23 protein-coding genes are annotated in these 21,316 nt (G+C 64.9%); 18 read left to right on the plus strand and 5 right to left on the minus strand.

Translation table 11 applies throughout. From position 1 onward, the window contains the following. The first annotated feature begins 56 nt into the window (after positions 1-56). The 3 genes from L867_RS0113525 to L867_RS0113535 are packed head-to-tail and all read left to right on the plus strand — an operon-like array spanning position 57 to position 3,378. Positions 57-1,880: an ABC transporter ATP-binding protein gene (locus L867_RS0113525; RefSeq protein WP_104368119.1), complete on the plus strand. Its 1,824-nt coding sequence runs from the start codon at positions 57-59 to the stop codon at positions 1,878-1,880. Positions 1,881-1,895: 15 nt separating this feature from the next. Next, positions 1,896-2,720: a 4-hydroxy-tetrahydrodipicolinate reductase gene (gene dapB / locus L867_RS0113530; protein WP_028737389.1), complete on the plus strand. Its 825-nt coding sequence runs from the start codon at positions 1,896-1,898 to the stop codon at positions 2,718-2,720. A 22-nt stretch (positions 2,721-2,742) separates the two neighbouring features. Beyond that, positions 2,743-3,378, plus strand: a complete 636-nt coding sequence (locus L867_RS0113535) for a 2,3-bisphosphoglycerate-dependent phosphoglycerate mutase (RefSeq protein WP_028737390.1) — start codon at positions 2,743-2,745, stop codon at positions 3,376-3,378. A gap of 15 nt (positions 3,379-3,393) precedes the next feature. Here L867_RS0113535 and phnF read toward each other — a convergent pair whose 3' ends face one another. Beyond that, complete coding sequence (gene phnF, locus L867_RS0113540; protein WP_028737391.1) at positions 3,394-4,131, minus strand: phosphonate metabolism transcriptional regulator PhnF; 738 nt, start codon at positions 4,129-4,131, stop codon at positions 3,394-3,396. 83 nt (positions 4,132-4,214) lie between these two features. On the opposite strand from phnF, the gene phnG reads away from it, so the two are divergent. The 14 genes from phnG (at position 4,215) to phnN (ending at position 16,686) form a co-directional block, all read left to right on the plus strand. Further along, on the plus strand, positions 4,215-4,685 hold the full coding sequence (gene phnG / locus L867_RS0113545; protein ID WP_037173393.1) for a phosphonate C-P lyase system protein PhnG: 471 nt from the start codon (positions 4,215-4,217) through the stop codon (positions 4,683-4,685). Continuing rightward, on the plus strand, positions 4,685-5,293 hold the full coding sequence (gene phnH / locus L867_RS0113550) for a phosphonate C-P lyase system protein PhnH (RefSeq protein WP_028737393.1): 609 nt from the start codon (positions 4,685-4,687) through the stop codon (positions 5,291-5,293). The genes phnG and phnH overlap by 1 nt, the downstream gene beginning before the upstream one ends. 4 nt (positions 5,294-5,297) lie before the next feature. Next, positions 5,298-6,407, plus strand: coding sequence for a carbon-phosphorus lyase complex subunit PhnI (locus L867_RS0113555; RefSeq protein WP_028737394.1), 1,110 nt, complete (start codon positions 5,298-5,300; stop codon positions 6,405-6,407). Between the two features lie 142 nt (positions 6,408-6,549). After that, positions 6,550-7,449 carry an alpha-D-ribose 1-methylphosphonate 5-phosphate C-P-lyase PhnJ gene (locus L867_RS0113565; RefSeq protein WP_028737395.1) on the plus strand — a complete coding sequence of 300 codons (900 nt, stop codon included), beginning with the start codon at positions 6,550-6,552 and terminating at the stop codon, positions 7,447-7,449. Beyond that, the gene (phnK, locus tag L867_RS0113570) at positions 7,446-8,222 is read left to right on the plus strand and encodes a phosphonate C-P lyase system protein PhnK (protein WP_028737396.1); all 777 of its coding nucleotides are present in this window, start codon (positions 7,446-7,448) and stop codon (positions 8,220-8,222) included. The genes L867_RS0113565 and phnK overlap by 4 nt, the downstream gene beginning before the upstream one ends. A 20-nt stretch (positions 8,223-8,242) precedes the next feature. Then, positions 8,243-8,950, plus strand: a complete 708-nt coding sequence (gene phnL, locus L867_RS0113575; protein WP_028737397.1) for a phosphonate C-P lyase system protein PhnL — start codon at positions 8,243-8,245, stop codon at positions 8,948-8,950. Next, positions 8,947-9,561 carry a DapH/DapD/GlmU-related protein gene (locus tag L867_RS0113580; RefSeq protein WP_028737398.1) on the plus strand — a complete coding sequence of 205 codons (615 nt, stop codon included), beginning with the start codon at positions 8,947-8,949 and terminating at the stop codon, positions 9,559-9,561. The genes phnL and L867_RS0113580 overlap by 4 nt, the downstream gene beginning before the upstream one ends. 123 nt (positions 9,562-9,684) lie before the next feature. Next, positions 9,685-10,542: a phosphonate ABC transporter ATP-binding protein gene (phnC, locus tag L867_RS0113585; protein ID WP_028737399.1), complete on the plus strand. Its 858-nt coding sequence runs from the start codon at positions 9,685-9,687 to the stop codon at positions 10,540-10,542. 85 nt (positions 10,543-10,627) lie between these two features. Continuing rightward, positions 10,628-11,533 carry a phosphonate ABC transporter substrate-binding protein gene (phnD, locus tag L867_RS0113590; RefSeq protein ID WP_028737400.1) on the plus strand — a complete coding sequence of 302 codons (906 nt, stop codon included), beginning with the start codon at positions 10,628-10,630 and terminating at the stop codon, positions 11,531-11,533. Between the two features lie 94 nt (positions 11,534-11,627). Next, complete coding sequence (gene phnE / locus L867_RS0113595) at positions 11,628-12,587, plus strand: phosphonate ABC transporter, permease protein PhnE (RefSeq protein WP_028737401.1); 960 nt, start codon at positions 11,628-11,630, stop codon at positions 12,585-12,587. A gap of 11 nt (positions 12,588-12,598) precedes the next feature. Then, a complete protein-coding gene (phnE, locus tag L867_RS0113600) occupies positions 12,599-14,113 on the plus strand; it encodes a phosphonate ABC transporter, permease protein PhnE (protein ID WP_028737402.1) in 1,515 nt (504 codons plus the stop codon). A 122-nt stretch (positions 14,114-14,235) separates the two neighbouring features. Continuing rightward, complete coding sequence (locus L867_RS0113605; RefSeq protein ID WP_028737403.1) at positions 14,236-14,925, plus strand: DUF1045 domain-containing protein; 690 nt, start codon at positions 14,236-14,238, stop codon at positions 14,923-14,925. A 19-nt stretch (positions 14,926-14,944) separates the two neighbouring features. Beyond that, positions 14,945-16,084, plus strand: coding sequence for an alpha-D-ribose 1-methylphosphonate 5-triphosphate diphosphatase (locus L867_RS0113610; RefSeq protein ID WP_028737404.1), 1,140 nt, complete (start codon positions 14,945-14,947; stop codon positions 16,082-16,084). Then, complete coding sequence (phnN, locus tag L867_RS0113615; protein ID WP_051438978.1) at positions 16,084-16,686, plus strand: phosphonate metabolism protein/1,5-bisphosphokinase (PRPP-forming) PhnN; 603 nt, start codon at positions 16,084-16,086, stop codon at positions 16,684-16,686. Before L867_RS0113610 ends, phnN begins: the two co-directional genes overlap by 1 nt. A gap of 9 nt (positions 16,687-16,695) precedes the next feature. On the opposite strand, the gene L867_RS0113620 is transcribed toward phnN, so the two are convergent. Genes L867_RS0113620 through L867_RS0113635 form a run of 4 tightly spaced genes read right to left on the minus strand, consistent with a single transcriptional unit; the run spans position 16,696 to position 20,367 of the window. Next, complete coding sequence (locus L867_RS0113620) at positions 16,696-17,754, minus strand: 3-carboxy-cis,cis-muconate cycloisomerase (RefSeq protein WP_028737406.1); 1,059 nt, start codon at positions 17,752-17,754, stop codon at positions 16,696-16,698. Between the two features lie 3 nt (positions 17,755-17,757). Continuing rightward, on the minus strand, positions 17,758-18,963 hold the full coding sequence (gene pcaF / locus L867_RS0113625; RefSeq protein ID WP_028737407.1) for a 3-oxoadipyl-CoA thiolase: 1,206 nt from the start codon (positions 18,961-18,963) through the stop codon (positions 17,758-17,760). 4 nt (positions 18,964-18,967) lie between these two features. Further along, positions 18,968-19,663 (minus strand): CoA transferase subunit B, encoded by a 696-nt coding sequence (locus L867_RS0113630; protein WP_028737408.1) that lies wholly within the window; start codon positions 19,661-19,663, stop codon positions 18,968-18,970. After that, a complete protein-coding gene (locus tag L867_RS0113635) occupies positions 19,660-20,367 on the minus strand; it encodes a 3-oxoacid CoA-transferase subunit A (protein WP_028737409.1) in 708 nt (235 codons plus the stop codon). The genes L867_RS0113630 and L867_RS0113635 overlap by 4 nt, the downstream gene beginning before the upstream one ends. 148 nt (positions 20,368-20,515) lie before the next feature. On the opposite strand from L867_RS0113635, the gene L867_RS0113640 reads away from it, so the two are divergent. Continuing rightward, positions 20,516-21,274, plus strand: coding sequence for an IclR family transcriptional regulator domain-containing protein (locus L867_RS0113640; RefSeq protein ID WP_028737410.1), 759 nt, complete (start codon positions 20,516-20,518; stop codon positions 21,272-21,274). The last annotated feature ends 42 nt before the right edge of the window (positions 21,275-21,316 follow it).

Consider the following 21,316-nt stretch of genomic DNA (forward strand, 5'->3'; position numbering starts at 1 on the left):
GCCAAACGGCGTCCGACTGGCTATAGAGCGGCCAGCGCGGGCCAATGGCGCCCGCCATGGCCCATTTCCACGGGGAATGTCCTTTCTTGAACGCCAGCAGGACACACAAGACACCGGTCAGCTCGACAAGCGTAACATCGGTGCTCAAACGCATCATCGCGGAAAACGGCCGCGATCACGTGCGCGGCTATGCCTTTGCCATTCTCTGTCTGGCGACGGTTGCGCTGACGACCGCGTTTACCGCCTGGATCATGGAAGCGGTGGTCAACGAAGCCTTTGCCAAGCAGCGGGCCGATGTCGTCCTGCTGATCTGCGGCTCCATCCTCGCCGCCTTCATCCTGCGCGGCTTTGCCGGCTACGGCCAGGCGGTGACGCTGTCGAAGATCGGCAACAATATCGTGGCGCGCTACCAGCGCCGGCTGTTCTCGCACCTGATGACGCTGTCGCTCGGCTACTTCACGGAATCCCGCTCGGCCCATCTCGCCGCCCAGATCAGCCAGAACATCAACGGCATCCGCGACGTCCTGAACCTCACGGTCACCTCGACGGCGCGCGACCTGCTGACGCTCATCGCGCTGGTCGGGGTCATGGTGTTCAAGGATCCGGTGCTGACACTGATCGTCTTCGTCGTGGCCCCGCCCCTCCTCTACGCCCTGCGCTACCTGTCGAAGCGGCTGCGCAGCGCGACCCGGGAATCGGTCATCTTCAACAGCCATGTGCTGGGCGCGATGCAGGAGACGGTCCAGGGGATCGCCATCGTCAAGGCCTTCACCATGGAAGAGGAGCTGGAGCGCAAGGTCCAGGCGACGATCGCGGCTGCCGAAAAGCGCTCCAACCGGATCGCGCGGCTGAGCGAACGCACCTCGCCGCTGACGGAAACCTTTGCCGGCGTGGCGATTTCCAGCGTGCTCGCCTATGCCGCCTTCCGCTCGATCTATGGCGGCGTGCTGCCAGGCGCCTTCTTCTCGTTCGTCGCAGCACTTCTGATGGCCTACGAGCCGGCCAAGCGGCTCGCCAAGCTGCAGGTGCAGATGGAACGCGCCGTGGTCAATGCGCGGATGATCTACGAAATCCTGGACATGCAGACCCACCAGCGCGACAAGACCGGCGCCGCCGATCTCAAGGTGACCGAGGCGCGCATCGAATTCCGCGGCGTCAAGTTCGCCTATGGCAATGGCGAAGCGGTGCTCAAGGGCATCGATTTCGTCGCCGAGGGCGGCAAGACCACTGCGCTGGTCGGGCCGTCGGGCGCCGGCAAGTCGACGGTGATCACCCTCATCCCGCGCTTCTACGACCCCCTCGAGGGCGAGATCCTGATCGACGGGCAGAACATTGCCGACGTCACCAAGGCGTCGCTGCGCAAGCACCTCGCCTATGTCTCGCAGCAGCCCTATCTGTTCGAAGGCTCGATCCGCGACAACATCCGCTACGGCCGGCCGGAAGCGACCGACGCCGAGATCGAGGAAGCCGCACGGCTTGCCTATGCGCACGACTTCATTCTCGCCCAGCCACTCGGCTACGATACGCCGGTCGGCGAGAACGGCGTGACGCTGTCCGGCGGCCAACGCCAGCGGCTGTCGATCGCCCGCGCGCTGGTGCGCAACGCGCCGATCCTGCTGCTCGACGAGGCGACATCGGCGCTCGACACCGAATCCGAGGCCGCGGTGCAGAAGGCCCTCGACGAGGCCATGACCGGCCGCACCGTGGTCGTCATCGCGCATCGGCTGTCGACCATCCGGCGCGCCGACAAGATCATCGTCATGCAGGCCGGCACGATCGCCGAAGAAGGCTCGCATGACGAGCTTGCACAGCGTCCGGACGGGCTTTACGCTCGCCTGAACCAGCTGCAACCCACCGCCGCCACGGACGACTTCATCTAAGGACAGCCGATTGCCATGCAGGATGCTATGAAACTTGTCGTGGTGGGGGCCGGGGGCCGAATGGGCCAGACGCTCGCCCGCGTCATCCACGCGAGCGAAGGCGTCGTCCTGCATGCTGCCGTCGCGCGGCAGGGCTCGAACCTGATCGGCCGCGACGCCGGCGAGATCGCCGGCCTCGGCACGATCGGGGTTGCGATCACCGACGACCCGCTTGCAGCCTTCCTCGATGCCGATGGCGTGATCGACTTCACCTCGCCGCAGACGTCGACTGAATATGCCGGGCTCGCGGCGCAGGCGCGCATCGTCCACGTGATCGGCACCACCGGCTGCCTGCCGGTGCACGACGCCAGGATCGAGGCGGCTTCCCGCCATGCGCGGATCGTCAAATCCGGCAATATGAGCCTCGGCGTCAACCTGCTCTCGGTGCTCGTGCAACAGGCCGCCCGCGCCCTCGATGCGGCGGGCTGGGACATCGAGGTGCTGGAAATGCACCACAAGCACAAGGTCGACGCACCCTCCGGCACGGCGCTTCTTCTCGGCGAAGCGGCGGCGCGCGGGCGCGGCGTCGATCTCGCCTCCCATTCGGTTCGGGTGCGCGACGGCCATACCGGCGCACGTGAGACCGGCTCGATCGGCTTTGCCACGCTGCGCGGCGGCTCGGTGGTCGGCGAACACTCGATCATTCTCGCCGGCGAGGGCGAGCTGGTGACGCTCAGCCACAGCGCCGGCGACCGCTCGATCTTTGCGCGCGGCGCGGTCAAGGCGGCGCTCTGGGCGCGCGACCAGAAACCCGGTCTCTATTCGATGCTCGACGTGCTCGGGCTGTCTTCTTCCATCTGACATCAATGCGGAGGATTTTCCGATGAGTGGTACCCTTGTGCTCGTGCGCCACGGCCAGAGCGAATGGAATTTGAAGAACCTGTTCACCGGCTGGAAGGACCCCGGTCTGACCGAGCTCGGTGTGCAGGAAGCCAATGCCGGCGGCAAGGCGCTTGCCGACTACGGCATCAAGTTCGACATCGCCTTCACCTCGGCGCTGTCGCGTGCCCAGAGGACCTGCCAGATCGTGCTCGACAATGTCGGCCAGCCGACCCTCGAGACGATCCGCGACGAAGCGCTCAACGAGCGCGACTACGGCGATCTCTCCGGCCTCAACAAGGATGACGCCCGCGCCAAGTGGGGCGAGGAGCAGGTGCATGTGTGGCGCCGCTCCTACGACGTTCCGCCGCCGGGCGGCGAGAGCCTGCGCGACACCGGCGCCCGCGTCTGGCCCTATTACATGACGGAAATCCTGCCGCGCGTCCTGCGGGGCGAGACGGTGCTGGTCGCGGCGCACGGCAATTCGCTGCGCGCGCTCGTCATGGTGCTCGACCGCCTGTCGAAGGAGGAGATCCTCAAGCTCAACCTCGCGACCGGCGTGCCGATGGTCTACAAGCTCAAGGCCGACTCGACCGTGGCGTCGAAGGAAGTCCTGGGCGACATGTCGGGCGCGCACTGAGGCGCCCTCAATCCATCAATTCGTGATGGTGAACTCGACGCGGTCAGCGGGAAACCGGGTGACCGCGTATTGTATCGGCAGATCCTGCATGTCGGTGTTGAGCGCGCGGGTGACCAGCACGATCGCGCCCGGCGTCAGCGCCAGTTGCGCGACGTCGTCGGGCTCGGCATGGGTGGCGGAAACTTCCGTGACCGCCCGCAGATAGTCATCCACGCCGTATTCGCGCAGTGCGCGGGTGACCGATCCCGTCCGGCGAAACGCCTCGTCTATGCCTTTGAAACGCCCGGCCGGAAACCAGACGGTCGAGCGCGACAAAGCCCGGCCGTCGGCCTTACGCAGCACGTCGAGCCGAATGACCTGGGTCTGTGGCTCCAGCGCCAGCCATTTCGCCAAGTCGGTTCCGGCAGCCTCGAGGACCGACGATAGCAGCAGCCCCTCAAGGCCCCTCGCCTGATCGCCGATGCCCTCGGTGAAGCGGGTGCGCCTGGCGATCGGGAAGGTGAACTTGTCCTTCCGGTCGATCATCGTGCCACGCCCCTGCACGGCGCGCACGATCCCTTCCTGACCCAGCGCCGCCAGCGCGCTTCGCACCGTGTGACGATTGACCCCGAACTGTTCGGCAAGCTGCGTTTCGGGTGGCACCATGCCCGTCGCGTCAAAGTCCCCTTGCGCAATGGAGGCGCGGATGCGGTCAGCGATCTGGCGCCATAGCGCCACGCCCTTTTGTCGTTCCATCGATTTCTGCTGTGTCATGTCACACGCTTGTCACGCCCGATTGCTAGCCATAGAGTAACTTGTATGGTTGTCTATATTACTAGACATTTTGAGGCCTGACAATGGAAGCTAGACGGGAAAACGCAGAAATCCAGAAGCCCGAGCGCAAGCGCGTCGTGGACCTGCTGGCGCGCGCCGAAATCCAGGACCTGACCCGCGTGTGGGACGCCCTGCCGCAACAGCCCGAGATGCAGATGCTGCGCGGGCCGGAGATCGGGCTCGTCATGGTGCGCGGACGGATCGGCGGCGGCGGCGCGCCCTTCAACCTTGGCGAAGCCACGGTGAGCCGGGCGACCGTGCGGCTGGACAATGGCCTGGTGGGGCATGGCCACGTGCTCGGCGCCAATCTCAAGCGCGCCAAACTCGCGGCTGTCTTCGACGCGCTCTGGCAGGACCCGGCGCATCGCCCCCTGATCGAGGCACAGTTGCTGCAGCCGGTCGCGACACGGATTGCAGACGAGAAGCAGAAGAAAACGGAGGAAGTGGCTGCAACGCGCGTCGACTTCTTCACCATGGTGCGGGGAGAGGACTGATGAACCCGAAGATCGAAGCCCTGACCGGCGGTTTCGCCGAACCTGTGCATCAGGCCCAGAGCGTGTTCCGCATGATGATGGACTGCCTGTCCCGGCCAGGAACAATCCAGTCCATCCTGCCGGAGGTCGAACCGCCGAAGCCGATGGGCGTCGCCGCCGGTGCAATCGCGCTGACGCTTCTTGACCACGACACGCCGGTCTGGCTGACGCCCGGCCTTGCCAAGTCGCCAGTGGCTGAGTGGATCGGATTCCACACCGGCGCGCCCCTCACCCGGGAAAAATCGGAAGCACGCTTCGCCTTTGCCGAGGCCGGCGCGGCGTTCTCCTCCTTCGGTCTTTTCGCCACCGGCACCCAGGAATATCCCGATCGCTCGACGACCATCGTGCTGGAGGTGACGAGCCTCGACAAGGGCCCGGCGCTGACGCTCTCCGGCCCCGGCATCCGAAACAGCGCGGCCATCGCACCATTCGGCCTGCCCGAGATGTTCCTGCGGCAATGGGCCGACAATCGCGCCCATTTTCCGCGCGGCGTCGACGTCGTGCTGACAGCCGGTCACCAGATGCTCGGCCTGCCGCGCACCTGCAAGATCACGCCCAAGGAGGTTTGAGACCATGTATGTTGCCGTCAAGGGCGGGGAAGCCGCCATCGACAATGCACATCGACTGCTGGCCGACCGTCGGCGCGGCGACCGTTCACTGCCGGCGCTGACCATCGACCAGATCGTCGAACAGCTCGGCCTCGCCGTCGATCGCGTCATGGCGGAAGCCTCGCTGTTCGACCGGGCGCTGGCGGCTCTCGCCGTCAAGCAGGCGCGCGGCGACATGATCGAGGCGATCTTCCTGCTGCGCGCCTATCGCACCACCCTGCCGCGTTTCGGCTATAGCGTGCCGCTCGACACCGGCCGCATGCAGATCGAGCGGCGGATTTCGGCGACCTACAAGGACCTGCCCGGCGGCCAGCTGCTGGGACCGACCTTCGACTATACCCATCGCCTGCTCGACACGTCGCTGCTCGAAGACGGCGCGGTTGCCCAGCCGGCGCATAAGGAACCACTTTGCGAGGCGGTGATGCGCGTCTCCGAAATTCTGGCCGAGGAAGGCTTGATCGAGGCGGACGGCGACATGCCCGAGGATCACCTCGCCGGCGACATCACCCGCGAGCCGATCGAATTTCCGATGGAACGCGACACGCGGCTCCAGGCGCTTGCCCGCGGCGACGAGGGTTTTCTGCTGGCGCTCGCCTATTCGACCCAGCGCGGCTACGGACGCACCCATCCGTTCGTCGGCGAAATCCGCATCGGCGAAGTCGAAGTGGAGCTGGACGTTGCAGAACTCGGCTTTGCCGTCTCTCTCGGCGACATCCGCGTCACCGAATGCCAGATGGTCAACCAGTTCATGGGATCGGCCAAGGCGCCGCCGCAGTTTACGCGGGGCTATGGCCTGGTGTTTGGCCAGAGCGAGCGCAAGGCGATGGCCATGTCGCTCGTCGATCGGGCTCTGCGCGCCACCGAGTTCGGCGAGGACATCGTCGCCCCGGCGCAGGACGAGGAATTCGTCATTTCACATTCCGACAATGTGCAGGCGACCGGTTTCGTCGAGCACCTGAAACTGCCGCACTATGTCGACTTCCAGGCCGAGCTCGATCTGGTGCGCCGCATGCGGGGCGAGTTCGAGGCGTCCCGGCGCAATGGCCAGGCCAGCCACGCCGAGGCGGCGGAATGACCGGGTTTCACTCAATCGCGGTTCTGTTCGTTGAACCAGTAAGCGCTGCCGACGGTCGAGGCGATCATGACCGTAACAATGATCGTGAGCATGACACTGATTTCCATATCCACTACCTCCTTCTGATCCAGGACAACGCCCGATGACGCAGGAAGTTTCGCAGTATTCAGGTCTGGCGAGTTATAATTTTGCCTATCTGGACGAACAGACCAAGCGGATGATCCGCCGCGCGATCCTGAAGGCGATCGCCATCCCCGGCTACCAGGTGCCCTTCGCATCGCGTGAAATGCCCATGCCCTATGGCTGGGGCACGGGCGGCGTGCAGGTGACCGCCTCGATCATCGGCCAGCAAGACGTGCTGAAGGTGATCGACCAGGGCGCCGACGACACGACCAATGCCGTCTCGATCCGCGCCTTCTTCCAGAAGGTCGCCAATGTCGCCGTTACCACCCATACGAGGGAAGCGACGATCATCCAGACGCGCCACCGCATTCCGGAAGAAAAGCTCCAGGAAAACCAGGTGCTGGTCTACCAGGTGCCAATTCCGGAACCCCTGCGCTTCCTCGAGCCGCGCGAGACCGAGACGCGCAAGATGCATGCGCTCGAGGAATACGGCCTGATGCACGTCAAGCTCTACGAGGACATCGCCAAGAACGGCCGCATCGCCACGACCTATGCCTATCCGGTCAAGGTTGCCGGCCGCTATGTCATGGACCCCTCGCCGACGCCGAAGTTCGACAATCCGAAGATGCACATGTCGGAGGCGCTGCAGCTGTTCGGCGCGGGCCGCGAGAAGCGCATCTACGCGGTTCCGCCGTTCACCGAAGTGGTGAGCCTCGATTTCGAGGATCATCCCTTCGAGATCCAGACCTTCGACAAGCCCTGCGCGCTTTGCGGCGCCGAGCAGGTCTATCTCGACGAAGTCATTCTCGACGACAAGGGCGGGCGCATGTTCGTCTGCTCCGACACCGATCACTGCGAGGAACGCCGCGAGCATGGCCACGTGGGCCATCTGGGCGTGGCAAAGGAGGCCGCCGAATGAGCGACACGCCGCTTCTCAAGGTCCGCGACCTTTCAAAATTCTACGGCAAGCGCATCGGCTGCAGCAATGTCGCCTTCGACCTTTGGCCCGGCGAAGTGCTGGCGATCGTCGGCGAGTCGGGTTCCGGCAAGACCACCTTGCTCAACTGCCTGTCCACCCGGCTGATGCCGACCACCGGCAGCGTCGAATACCACATGCGCGACGGCGGCTACCGCGACCTCTATCACATGAGCGAGGCCGAGCGACGCTTCCTGATGCGCACCGACTGGGGCTTCGTCCACCAGAACCCGGCCGACGGGCTGCGCATGACGGTTTCGGCCGGCGCCAATGTCGGCGAGCGGCTGATGGCCATAGGCAACCGGCACTACGGCAATATCCGCGGCACGGCCAGCGACTGGCTGGAACGCGTCGAGATCAGCACCGACCGCATCGACGATCAGCCGCGCGCCTTTTCCGGCGGCATGCGCCAGCGCCTGCAGATCGCCCGCAATCTGGTGACCGGCCCGCGCCTCGTCTTCATGGACGAGCCGACCGGCGGCCTCGACGTCTCGGTGCAGGCGCGCCTGCTCGACCTGGTGCGCGGCCTCGTCAACGACCTCGGCCTGTCAGCCATCGTGGTTACCCACGACCTCGCGGTGGCGCGCCTGCTGTCGCACCGGATGATGGTGATGAAGGACGGGCATGTGATCGAGCAGGGCCTGACCGACCGCGTCCTCGACGACCCGCGCGAGCCCTATACCCAGCTGCTCGTCTCTTCGATCCTGCAAGTCTGAAGCCTCAAGAGGAAATCCCCATGGCCACGCCCCTCGTCGTCTCGGAAGTCTCCAAGAGCTTCACCATGCACCTGCGCGACGGCCTCCGCCTGCCGGTGGTCGCCAATGTCTCCTTCTCGGTCGCCTCCGGCGAATGCGTCGTGCTCGGCGGTCCGTCGGGTATCGGCAAGAGCTCGATCCTGAAAATGCTCTACGGCAATTATGCCGTGGATGCAGGCCAGATCCTGATCAAGCACAAGGACCGCATCATCGACATCGCCAGCGCCGATCCGCGCTCCGTGCTGGAAGTCCGCCGCGCCACGCTCGGTTATGTCAGCCAGTTCCTGCGCACCGTGCCGCGCGTCGCCACCATCGACGTGGTCGCAGAACCGCTGGTCGCCCGCGGCGTTGCTGCGGAACAGGCGCGCGAGCGCGCCGCGGAACTGTTGGAAAAGCTCAATCTGCCGCGCGATCTCTGGCAGTTGCCGCCCGCCACCTTCTCCGGCGGCGAGCAGCAGCGCGTCAACATCGCCCGCGGCTTCATCACTGATCACCGCATCCTGCTGCTCGACGAGCCGACAGCCTCGCTCGATGCCGCCAACCGCGCCGTCGTGGTCGAGATGATCCGCGCCAAGAAGGCCGCCGGCGTGGCGTTGCTCGGCATCTTCCACGACGAGGAAGTGCGCGAGGCCGTCGCCGACCGCGTTCTCGACGTTTCGCAGTTCTCGCCGCGGAAGGTCGCCGCATGAGCAGGAAACTCGGGCTTGAGCCGTACATCCACGAAAGCGCCCGTGTGTCGAATTCGACGCTCGGCCGCTACACCGAGGTCTCCGAGCGTTGCCGCCTGGATGAGGTCGTCATGGGCGACTATTCCTACATCATGCAGGACGGCTCGGTGTGGTGCGCGCAGATCGGCAAGTTCGCCAATATCGCGGCGGCCGTGCGCATCAACGCCACCAATCACCCGACCTGGCGCGCGACGCTGCACCATTTCACCTATCGCGCCGCGGACTATTTCGATGGCGCGGAGAACGATCACGACTTCTTCGAATGGCGCAGGGAAAACCGCGTCACGATCGGCCATGACGTGTGGATCGGCCATGGCGCAACCGTGCTGCCCGGCGTCACCGTCGGCAATGGTGCGGTGATCGGCGCCGGCGCCGTCGTCTCGAAGGACGTCCCCGCCTACACGATCGTCGGCGGGGTTCCGGCCAGACTGATCCGCGAACGCTTTGCGCCGGACACGGTCGCCCGCATGGAAAGGCTTTCGTGGTGGGACTGGGACCACGACCGGCTGTTTGCCGCGCTCGGCGATTTCCGGGCCCTGGAGGCTGAGGAATTCGTCGAGAAATATTCCTGATCGTCGTTTTTCTTCAGTATCTTACACGATTTTACATTTCCTACACAAATCTGACATTCGTGCTTCATGGGTGCTCGCTAAAGCCTGTTCCGACCCCACGGACATGACGTCGAAAGAACAGACATGAAATTCCAGCTGAAGAATGTCACCCGCAAGTTCGGCCAGCATGTCGCCGTCGATGGCGTGAATGTCGACATCGAACCGGGCGAGATGGTGGGCGTCATCGGTCGCTCCGGCGCCGGCAAGTCCACCCTGCTCAGGATGATCAACCGGCTGGTCGATCCCACGTCCGGTTCGATCCATTTCGGCGACGTCGAGGTCTCGGCCCTCAAGGGTGCGGGCCTGCGCAACTGGCAGCGCGACTGCGCGATGATCTTCCAGCAGTTCAACCTGGTACCGCGCCTCGACGTGTTGACCAATGTGCTGCTCGGCCGTCTCAACCATCGCCCGACCGCACTCAGCATCCTCAACATCTTCTCGCGCGAGGAGCGGATCATGGCGATCGCCGCGCTCGAGCGCCTCGGCATCGAGCAGACCGCGCTCCAGCCGGCGGGCACATTGTCCGGCGGCCAGCAGCAGCGCGTCGCGATCGCCCGCGCCCTGATGCAGGGGCCGAAGGTCGTGCTGGCCGACGAGCCGATCGCCTCGCTCGATCCGCTTAATGCCAAGATCGTCATGGATGCCCTGCGCGACATCAACGAGCGCGAAGGCATCACCGTCGTCACCAACCTGCACACGCTCGACACGGCGCGCAACTACTGCTCCCGCATCATCGGCATGGCGCAGGGCTGCGTCGTGTTCGACGGCACGCCGGACCAGCTGACCGCCGATACGGTCCGGGAGATCTACGGCTCGGACAGCCATGGCGCCGGCATCGACGAGAGCATGACCTCGACAAGCATCCGAATCCCCAGCGCCGCGGCCTTGTCCGGCGCTCCCGCATCCCCCGGTTTCAGGACCCTGGCCGTCGCCGAGGCCTGAGATCACGACGATCGACCGCCCGCGTGAAGGGCACTTCATTGATCAGAAAAGGTTCCGGCCCGCCCGGACAACAGGAGAGAAACTCATGCTGAAGAAGACCCTTCTTGCCGCCGTGGCGCTCGTGTCGCTCGCCGGCGTCGCCGCTGCCGAAGATCTCAAGGAATTCCGCATCGGCATTCTCGGCGGCGAAAACGAAGCCGACCGCCTGCGCAACTTCCAGTGCATGACCGAAAAGCTGCCGTCCGTTCTCGGCGTCGAAAAGGTCTCGCTGTTCCCCGCCGCCGACTATGACGGCGTCGTCCAGGGCCTGCTCGGCGGCACGCTCGACTACGCCGAACTCGGCGCCTCGGCCTTCGCCAAGGTGCATCTCGCCAAGGCCGACGCCGTCGAGCCGATCCTGACCACCGTCCAGACCGACGGCTCGACCGGCTATTACTCGATCATGGTTGCCCGCAAGGACTCGGGCATCACCAAGCTCGAAGACATGAAGGGCAAGAAGCTCGGCTTCGCTGACCCGGATTCCACCTCCGGCTACCTCGTACCGCTGGTCACCCTTCCGGAAGCCGTCGGCGGCCCGGTCAAGGAATTCTTCGGCGAGACCGGCTTCGGCGGCGGCCATGAGAACCTCGTCCTCGAAGTCCTCAAGGGCACCTTCGTTGCCGGCACCACCTGGGGTTCGGGCGTTGGCGAGTTCAAGGACGGCTACACTTCGGGCAACCTGAAGAAGATGGTCGACAAGGGCATCCTGAACATGGACGACCTCGTCGAACTCTGGAAGTCCCCGCTGATCCCGAACGGCCCGGTCGTCGTTCGCGCTTCGATGAACGAAGACATGAAGACCAAGTTCAAGACCTTCATGATGGAACTGCCGAAGTCTGACCCGGCCTGCTTCTCGGCCATCCAGGGCGGTGACTTCGCCGGCTTCACCGAAGTCAACGTCGACTTCTACAAGCCGATCATCGACGCCCGCAAGGCCACCATCGGCGGCTGATCCGCAGCCATGAACAGGAAACGCCGGACGACTGCTCGTCCGGCGTTTTTCTTGGGGCGAGCCGGCTCGCCTGTCCTGCCGCAAGGGGAAAGACATGACGTTTTCGACAACGCCTTTGCTGGGCGAGAACGGTTCGCTCGTCGAGCGGCACTGGCAACAGCTCGCGGCGAAGCGGCGCCTCTATTCCCTCTTCGGCCTGGGACTGTTTCTTGTCGTGGTCAGCGGCTCGCTCTGGTTCGCCAACGAAACCAATTCCGGCAAGTTCTTCGACCGTATCCCGTACTTCTTCGATTTCATCGAAGACCTCCTGCCGCGCGACGGCATGGAGGTTTTCCGCGCTCTTTTCGACCTGCCCTCGCCCTATGACGACGGCAGCATGAAATACAACTATCCGGAGGGCCGTCTCTATATCACCGAGACGCTCTACATACCCGAATACATTCACAAGATGGTCGAGACCGTCAACATCGCCATCCTGTCAACCCTGATCGGCCTGCTGATCGGTTTCTGCCTGTCGTTTCTCGCCGCCCGCAACATGATGACGAACCCGTGGATCCGCGGCACCGCGCGCCGGATCATGGAACTGCTGCGCGCCTTTCCCGAGGTCGTCATCGCCGGCTTCTTCCTGGCCGTCTTCTCGCTCGGGCCTATTCCGGCGATCATCGCCGTGTCGATCCACACGATCGGCGCGCTCGGCAAGATGTTCTTCGAGGTCATCGAGAATGCCGACATGAAACCGGATGAAGGGTTGAAGGCGGTTGGCGCCAACTGGTTCGAGCGCGTCTGGTTCGGCATGGTGCCGCAGGTCATGCCGAACTTCATGAGCTATTTCCTGCTGCGGCTCGAGATCAACGTGCGCGCCTCGACCATCATCGGTGCTGTCGGCGGCGGCGGCATCGGCGAGCTGCTTCGGCTTTCGATCGGCCAGGGCCATGAAGCCAAGACGCTCGCGATCGTGCTGCTGCTTCTGTGCACCATCATCGTCGTCGACCAGTTTTCCGCCTGGCTGCGCCGCAAGCTTGTCGGCGAGCAGGCCTTCCAGACCATCCAGTGAGGACCACGTCCATGCAAACCATGAACATGAACGAACTGGAGGCGATCGCCGCCCGCCATCCCGGCATCCTGCAGCGGTCCGTCTGGCAGCGTTTCAAGGTCGGCTTCATCGCCGGCGGCGTCATTCTCTATTTCGTCTTCGCCTGGTGGTTCTTTTCGATCGGCAAGGTCGTTTCCAACGCCAACTGGTCGATCGCCGGCTCCTACCTCGCCGACTGGGTTTCCTATGAGGTGCGTCCGGACATTTCGATCGCCGCAGACGGGGCGATGAAGATCACCTATCCCCGCTTCGACCCGCTCGGCCCCAATGCCAATCCGGACTGGCTGAAGGCCACGCGGGAAACAGTGAGCCGCACTGCGTCGGCACTTGCGACTCCCAACGCCGCAGCCGCTGCGCCGGCAAAGTCCTCGAGCTTCAGCTTCATGGCGCCTGCGGCGACCACAGCCAAGGCCGACGCGAACGCACAGGAAGCGATCGCTCCGCAAGTCCGGCAGGAAGAGATCGTCACCCAGGCCCTGGTGGAGATGGGCACCGCCCGCACGGTCGAGATCATGCCCGACCGGGTCGTGCTGGTGCGGGACGGCGAGACGCTCATGCTGGATCTCAATGGAGCCCGCGATACCGTCGATGCCACGACGGCGCTTCCCGACTGGGCCGAACAGCGCCAGCCCGGGGCAAAGGTGGTGGCAAGCTTCGGCCTGTCAGGCTGGGTCGAGGTCCAGGCGGACAAGGTCAAGATCCGCAAGCGCTTCTTCGGCTGGGAGAATTTCTTCTTCGACACCAATTCCGCCTATTTCGACAGGAGCCTCGGGGAAGTCGCCGGACTGGTCTTCTCCGGCGAACGCCTTGATCCGGGCCAAAGCAATCTCTCGCTCGCCTGGAACGACATTCTCTACAATCCGTCATGGCAGCATCTCGACGTCTGGACAAAGATGCTTCAGACCATCGTGATGGCATTCATCGGCACGCTGTTCGCCTCGATCGTCGCATTTCCGCTGTCCTTCATCGCCGCCCGCAATATCCTGCGCAACGGCTTCGTGAACCAGCTGACCAAGCGGTTCTTCGACTTTCAGCGCTCCGTGGACATGCTGATCTGGGCGCTGTTCTTCACCCGCGCCTTCGGTCCCGGACCACTCGCGGGCATGTCGGCGATCTTTTTCACCGACACCGGAACGCTTGGAAAGCTCTACTCCGAGGCGCTGGAGAACATCGACGACAAGCAGCGCGAAGGGGTCAAGTCCGTCGGCGCCACACCGCTCGCGGTCCAGCGTTTCGGCGTGCTGCCGCAGGTCCTGCCGCTCTTTGCATCGCAGGCGCTGTATTTCTGGGAATCCAACACCCGCTCGGCCACCATCATCGGCGCCGTCGGCGCCGGCGGTATCGGCCTGAAGCTGTGGGAAGCGATGCGAACGAACTCCGACTGGGAGAATGTCGCCTATATGGTCGTGCTGATCCTGATCGTCGTCTTCATCTTCGACGGCATCTCGAATGCGCTGCGCTCGCGCCTGATGGGAACGAAGCACTGATTTCGAAGGCCACACCCTTGCCGTATCATCAATCTGTCATGCTGTTCGGCTAGCGAGACCGACTTGCACCCCGCCCCGGAAACGTCATTGTGGCGGCGACCAATCATACGAGGACATCTCCCTTGCGCTATGCGCTCTATTTCACGCCTCCCGCCGACGATCCCCTGACCCGGAGCGCGGCTGCCTGGCTCGGCCGCGACGCTTTTTCCGGGAAGACCGTCGCGATCGAGGCGGCGGATGCGTTTCCGGCCGAGACCATGGCGAGCCTCACCGAGGATCCCCGGCGCTACGGATTCCATGCGACGATCAAGGCACCCTTCGAACTGGCCGAAGGCCAGAGCGAAGACATGCTGGCCGAGCGCTTCAGGGCATTTTGCGCCTCCCGCGCAGCCTTCGACATACCATCCATCGTGGTCGGCCAGCTCGGGCCGTTCTTAGCACTGATCCCGGCGGAGACGCACCCGCCGCTGCAGGACTTCGCGGCGGCCGTGGTCGAGGCCTTCGAACCGTTTCGCGCACCGCTCAGCGACGCCGACATCGCTCGGCGCAAGCCCGAGCGTCTGGGCGAGGCCCAGCGCGCGCATTTGCTGCGCTGGGGCTATCCTTACGTCATGGAGGAATTTCGCTTCCATATGACACTGACCGGCCCGGTCGAGCCCACGCAGGCGGATGCGATGCGCCAGCATGCCTCCACCCGCTTTGCCGCCTTCACCGACAAACCGCTCCGCATCTCCGGCCTCGCGCTCTTCGTCGAGCGGCAAAGAGGTACGCCCTTCACCGTCCACGCCTGGCAGCCGCTCACCGGCGCCTGAACCATCGAAAGTCGATCGCATGTCCGCCGAGACCATTCTTTCAAATGCCCGCATCGTTCTTGAAGACCAAGTCGTCGAAGGCTCCATCCAGATCCGCGACGGCCGCATCGCCGACATTTCGGAAGGCCCGATGCGCACCGGCGAGGATTTCGGCGGCGACTACCTGATCGCCGGCCTCGTCGAGTTGCACACCGACCACCTCGAATCGCACTACTCGCCGCGCCCGGGCGTGCGGTGGAACAAGACTTCGGCGATCCAGGCCCATGACGCCCAGGTGGCGACCGCCGGCATTACCACCGTGTTCGACTGCCTGCGCATGGGCTCGGACGAGGATGGCGGCTTCAGCCAGGGCGAGATGCGCGAGATGGCTGACGCCATCCAGGCGGCCGAGCGAGAGGACCGGCTGCGGGCGGAGCACCTGATCCATCTGCGCTGCGAGGTTTCCGCTGCCGACGTGCTCGACCATTTCTCCGATTTCGAGACCGACCCTTACGTGCGGCTGGTGTCGCTGATGGACCATGCGCCGGGGCAGCGACAGTTCCAGACGATGGAACAGTACACGCTCTACTACAAGACGAAGCGCGGGCTGTCGGAAGAGGCCTTCGCCCATTTCGTCGCCCGCCGGCAGGAATCCTCGGCGAAATATGCAGCCCCCCACCGCGACGCGCTGGCACGCGTCTGCGCCGCGCGCGGCATCACGGTGGCCAGCCATGACGACGCGACCCTCGACCATGTCGAGGAGGCCAAGGGCTACGGCGTGCGGCTCGCCGAGTTCCCGACCAGCCTCGAGGCGGCGGATGCATCGCATCAGGCCGGCATGAGCGTGTTGATGGGCGCCCCGAACGTGGTGCGCGGCAAGTCGCATTCCGGCAATATTGCTGCGCGCGATCTCGCGAGCCTTGGCGTGCTGGACGTGCTTTCCTCCGATTACGTGCCCCTCAGTCTCCTGCATGCTCCCTTCGTCCTCGCGGACGATTTCGACGGCATCAGCCTGCCGCAGGCGCTCGCCATGGTCACCTCGACCCCGGCACGGACCGTCGGCCTGGAGGATCGCGGCCGGGTCGCTCCGGGCCTGCGCGCCGACCTGGTTCGCGTGCGGCGCGACGACGGCGTTCCGGTGGTGCGTTCGGTCTGGCGCGAGGGGCGCAGGGTCGCCTGATGGACAGCGGTTCCTCCCGACTGCGAATGAACAACCCGGCGGGCACGATGGTCGCCGTCGTCGGTCCGAGCGGCGCCGGAAAGGACAGCCTGATCCACATCGCCATGGCGCACTTTGCCAGGCAAGCCTGCGTCCACTTCGTCCAGCGGGTTATCACCCGTCCGGCCGATGCGGGCGGAGAACAGCACCTCGGCGTCTCGCCTGTCGAATTCGAGGCGATGCGGGAGCAAGGCGCTTTTGCGGTGGACTGGGACGCCCATGGCCTGAGCTACGGTATTCCGGCCTCGGTGCATGAAAAGCTGGCGCTCGGCCATCTGGTGATCGCCAACGGTTCGCGCTCAGCGCTCCCGAACTGGGCCAAGGCGTTTCCGTCGCTCCTGGTCATCAACGTCACCGCTTCGCCGGAGGTTCTCGCCGAGCGGCTGGTCGCCCGCGGCCGCGAAAGCCGCGAGGAGATCCTTGAGCGGCTGAAGCGTGGCTCGCTAAAGGTCGAGGGCGGCTATGACGTGGTCGACGTCGACAATAGCGGTGCGCTGGCAGACGCAGGCGCGAAGCTGATCGCGACCCTCGAGGCGGTCCTGGCCCGCCGCGCCGGGACCTGAGCCCGACGGTCAGCCGGGCTCGCCGATGCGTTCGACCGATGCGAGCAGCGATGCGGCATGGGAAAGCGCCGTCGCCGCTGCCTCGATCATCTGCGGCAGGATCAGCCATTCGAGCGTCCAGGCGCTGCCGGAGCGCTCCTGCTCGTGCACCAGCGCCTGATGCAGGCCGGCAACCTGGGTGGCATTGTAACGCGCCAGCGTCACCAGAACCTCGGCCAGAACCGGATTGCGCTTGTGCGGCATGGCCGACGATCCGCCGCCGCCGGACAGCTCGATCTGATCGATGCCATTCTGCGCCATCAGGGTGACATCGACGCCCACCTTGCCGAGCGCGCCGGTAATCCGCGACAGGAAGGATGCGAAATCGGCGATCCGGTCGCGATCGGTGTGGGGCACGTAGCTTGGCACCGCAAGACCGAGTTCCGCTGCCAGGGCCGTGCAAACCGGGTCGATCCTGTCACCGAATTTCTCAGCCGTGCCGGCAGCGCCAGCCAAAGACAGGATGAGCAGCCGATCGGCCATGGCAGGAAGGGTGGCAGCCAGCTGGGCCAGCGCCTTGCGCCAGACCAGGAGCCGGTCGCCGACCTCGATCACGATCGCCGCCTGCATGCGGGACCGCGCCATCAGGGGCCGGTCTCCGAAGCGCTCGATGAGATCGGCGAGAAGGTTGTCGACCAGCTCGAACCGGCGTTGCAGCAGGGCGAAGACCGGCTTCAGTTTCAGCGCCAGCGCGGTGTCGATGACATCCTGCGTCGTCGCGCCGAAGTGCAGTGCAGATGCCGCCTCTCCGCCGGCCGCTTCGCGCATCTGCGCGACCAGATCGGGGACCGGGACGCCGTCCCTGAGCGTCGCCTGGGCCAGGCGCCCCATATCGGGCTCGAAGCGCATGAGCGAAGCGTCGATCGACGCGGCATCCTTCGCATCGATCAGTCCGTGAGCGGCCCCCGCATGTGCGAGCGCCACCTCGAAGGCGAGCATTGCAGCGAGATCCGCCCTTTCCCCGAGCATGTCGGCGATCTCGGTATCGGCGAGAAGACGGGCAAAATAGGGCAGAAACGTCAGCGCCATGGCTCAGACCCGCTCCAGCGCCACGGCAATGCCCTGGCCGACGCCGATGCACATGGTCGACAGCGAATAGCGGCCGCCGGTAAGCGCCAGTTCGAGCGCCGCCGTGCCGGCGATGCGGGCGCCAGACATACCGAGCGGGTGGCCAAGGGCAATCGCCCCACCATTCCTGTTGACGCGCGGGTCGTCGTCGTCAATGCGCAGCAGGCGCAGCGTCGCCAGCCCCTGGGAGGCGAAGGCCTCGTTGAGTTCGATGACGTCGAACTGTTCCTGGCGCAGGCCGAGCCGGGCCATCAGCTTCTGCGAGGCCGGCGCCGGGCCGATGCCCATGATCCGCGGCGGAACACCGGCGGCAGCGCCGCCCAGAACGCGGGCGATCGGGGTCAGGCCATGCTTGCGGGCTGCGGCTTCCGAGGCAATGATCAGCGCGGCCGCGCCGTCATTGACGCCGGAGGCATTGCCGGCCGTCACTGTGCCGCCTTCGCGCTTGAACGGGGTGCCGAGCTTGGCGAGCGTTTCGATCGTCGTTGCGCGCGGATGCTCGTCGCGATCGACGACCACCGCATCGCCCTTGCGTTGGGGAATGGTCACCGGGGTGATCTCCTTTGCCAGCCGCCCGTTCTGCTGGGCGGCCGAGGCCTTGGCCTGCGAGCGGACGGCGAAGGCGTCCTGGTCCTCGCGGCTGACATGATAGTCTTCCGCAACGTTCTCGCCGGTCTCGGGCATCGAGTCGACGCCGTACTGCTTCTTCATCAGCGGATTGACGAAGCGCCAGCCGATGGTCGTGTCGTGGATCTCGGCATGGCGCGAAAAGGCGGTCTCGGCCTTGGGCATGACGAAGGGCGCGCGCGACATGCTTTCGACGCCGCCGGCGATCATCAGGTCCGCTTCGCCCGCCTTGATGGCGCGGGCGGCGGCGATCACCGCGTCCATGCCTGAGCCGCACAGGCGGTTGATCGTGGTTCCGCCGAGACTGACCGGCAGCCCGGCGAGCAGCAGCGACATACGGGCGACGTTGCGATTGTCCTCGCCTGCCTGGTTGGCGCAACCGAAGATGACGTCATCCACCGCTTCGAAATCGAGGCCGCCATGCCGGGCCATCAAGGCTTTCAGCGGCACGGCGCCGAGGTCGTCTGCTCGCACCGACGAGAGCGAACCGCCGAACCGGCCGATCGGGGTGCGGACATAGTCGCAGATGAAGGCTTCGGTCATCAGATCATCCTTGCAGTTCGGGTACGACGAGGTCGGCTACGGGACCATCGACATGCAGGCCCGCGCCCGTCATGGCCTGAAGTTCCTCCATCGACATGCCGGCGAGCTTCTCGCGCACCACGAAGCGGCTCTTCACGATATCGATGACCGCGTGGCTCGTATAGACACGCGTGATACAGCCGACACCGGTCAGCGGGAAGGCACATTTCTCCACGAGCTTGGGCTCGCCCTTCTTCGTGACATGCTCGGTGATGACGAAGACCTGCTTTGCGCCATGCACGAGGTCCATCGCTCCGCCGACGGCGGGCACTCCCTTGGAGCCCACCCGCCAATTGGCCAGGTCGCCATTCTGGGCGACCTGGTACGCGCCGAGGATGGCGACATCCAGATGGCCGCCGCGCACCATGGCAAAGCTGTCGGCATGGTGAAAAAAGGAGGCGCCGGGCTTCAACGTCACGGCCTTCTTGCCGGCATTGATGAGGTCCCAGTCCTCTTCGCCGGGCGGTGGCGGCTCGCCGAAATTGAGGATGCCGTTCTCCGTGTGGAAGATCGCCTCGCGGCCGGACGGCTGGTAGCGGGCGACCATTTCCGGGAATCCGATGCCGAGATTGACATAGGCGCCGTCGGCAATGTCCTGGGCGGCGCGCCAGGCGATCTGGGCGTTGGAAAGCTTGATGTCTTCGCGTGTGTCGATGGTCATACGTAGGCCACTCCGGCTCGAATGAGTTCTTCTTCCTGCTGCGGATGAGGGATCTCCACGACGGAATTCACGAAGATCCCCGGCGTGATGACATGTTCCGGATCGATGCCTCCGGCGGGCAGCAGCCGCGACACCTGGGCGATCGTCCTGGCGGCGGCCATGCACATCAGCGGATTGAAATTGCGACCGGCCTTGTTGTAGGTGAGGTTGCCGTGGGTATCGCCGATCTGGCCCTTGACGATGGCAAAGTCGGCTTTCAGCCAGCGCTCCTGCACATAGGGACGGCCATCGAACTCGGTGATCGGCTTGCCCTCGGCGAGCTCCGTGCCGTAGGCGGTCGGCGTGTAGAAGGCCGGAATGCCGGCGCCACCGGCGCGGATCCGCTCGGCGAGCGTTCCCTGGGGGATAAGTTCGAGCTCGATCTCGCCGGCGAGATAGCGGTCGGTGAATGCGCGCGGATCGGACGAGCGCGGAAACGAGCAGATCATTTTCCGGACCATGCCCGCATCGATCATCGCGGCGATGCCGATGCGTCCGTTGCCGGCATTGTTGTTGATGACAGTCAGATCCTTCGGCCCCTTGTCGATCAGGGCATGGATCAGCTCGATCGGCGCGCCGGACCCGCCGAAGCCGCCGATCATCACGGTTGCTCCATCGCCGATATCGGCCACGGCCGCGGCCGCGTCTGAAACTGTCTTGTCCATGTGCACCCCCGTAGCGGCTCCGCGAGCCATGCCCGCCGACTTCGGCCGAAAGAAGTAAGCGGACCAAGGCTCGACGGCAACCAGTTTGTGCGTTATATGATATTTGTTCGAATATCGCACACAGCAGAGAAACAAACAGGGAAGCGGAATGATCAAGGAACGCGACATCATGGGAGGGCTGATGAAAGGCCTCAAGGTGATCGAGGCCTTCAGCGCCGAGCGACCACGGCTGTCGATCACCGAAGCCGCCGAGGCCGCGGGCCTCGATCGCGCCACCACCCGGCGCTGCCTGCTGACGCTCTCGGAAATGGGCTATGCGGCCTATGACGGGAAGTTCTTCACGCTGACGCCCCGCGTGCTCAGACTCGGAACAGGTTGCCTTGCGGCCATGCCCTTGCCGCGCATCGTGCAGCCGGTTCTCGACCGCCTGTCCCAGGAGATCGGCGAGAGCACGTCCGTTTCGATCCTCGACGAGAGCGAAATCGTCTATGTCGCGCGTGCCGCTCAGCGCCGGGTGATGTCGATCGCGCTGATGCCGGGTTCACGCCTGCCCGCCTACTGCACGTCGATGGGCCGCGTTCTGCTGGCGGCGCTGGATCCCGCAGAGGCAAGGCAGGTGCTGCAGGCATCCGCCCGGACAGCACGGACGGAGCGGACCGTGACAGATCTCGACGAACTGATGGCGATCCTCAAAGAGACACGCGAACAGGGTTACGCGCTGATCGACCAGGAGGTCGAACTGGGCCTGCGCTCCATAGCCGTGCCGCTGACGACGGCCCGCGGCCAGACCGTTGCCGCGCTCAATGTCGGGCTTGCCGCCGGCGCCGAACCCATGTCTGCGCTTGCAGCGCGTTATCTGCCGGCCTTGCGCAAGGTCCAGGCGGAACTTTCCCAGGTGCTCGCCTGACCTGAAGAACAGGCGGCGTTCGCGACCGTAATGACCGGCAGA

It is taken from the genome of Paenirhizobium selenitireducens ATCC BAA-1503, from assembly GCF_000518785.1.
GTDB classification, from domain to species: domain Bacteria; phylum Pseudomonadota; class Alphaproteobacteria; order Rhizobiales; family Rhizobiaceae; genus Allorhizobium; species Allorhizobium selenitireducens.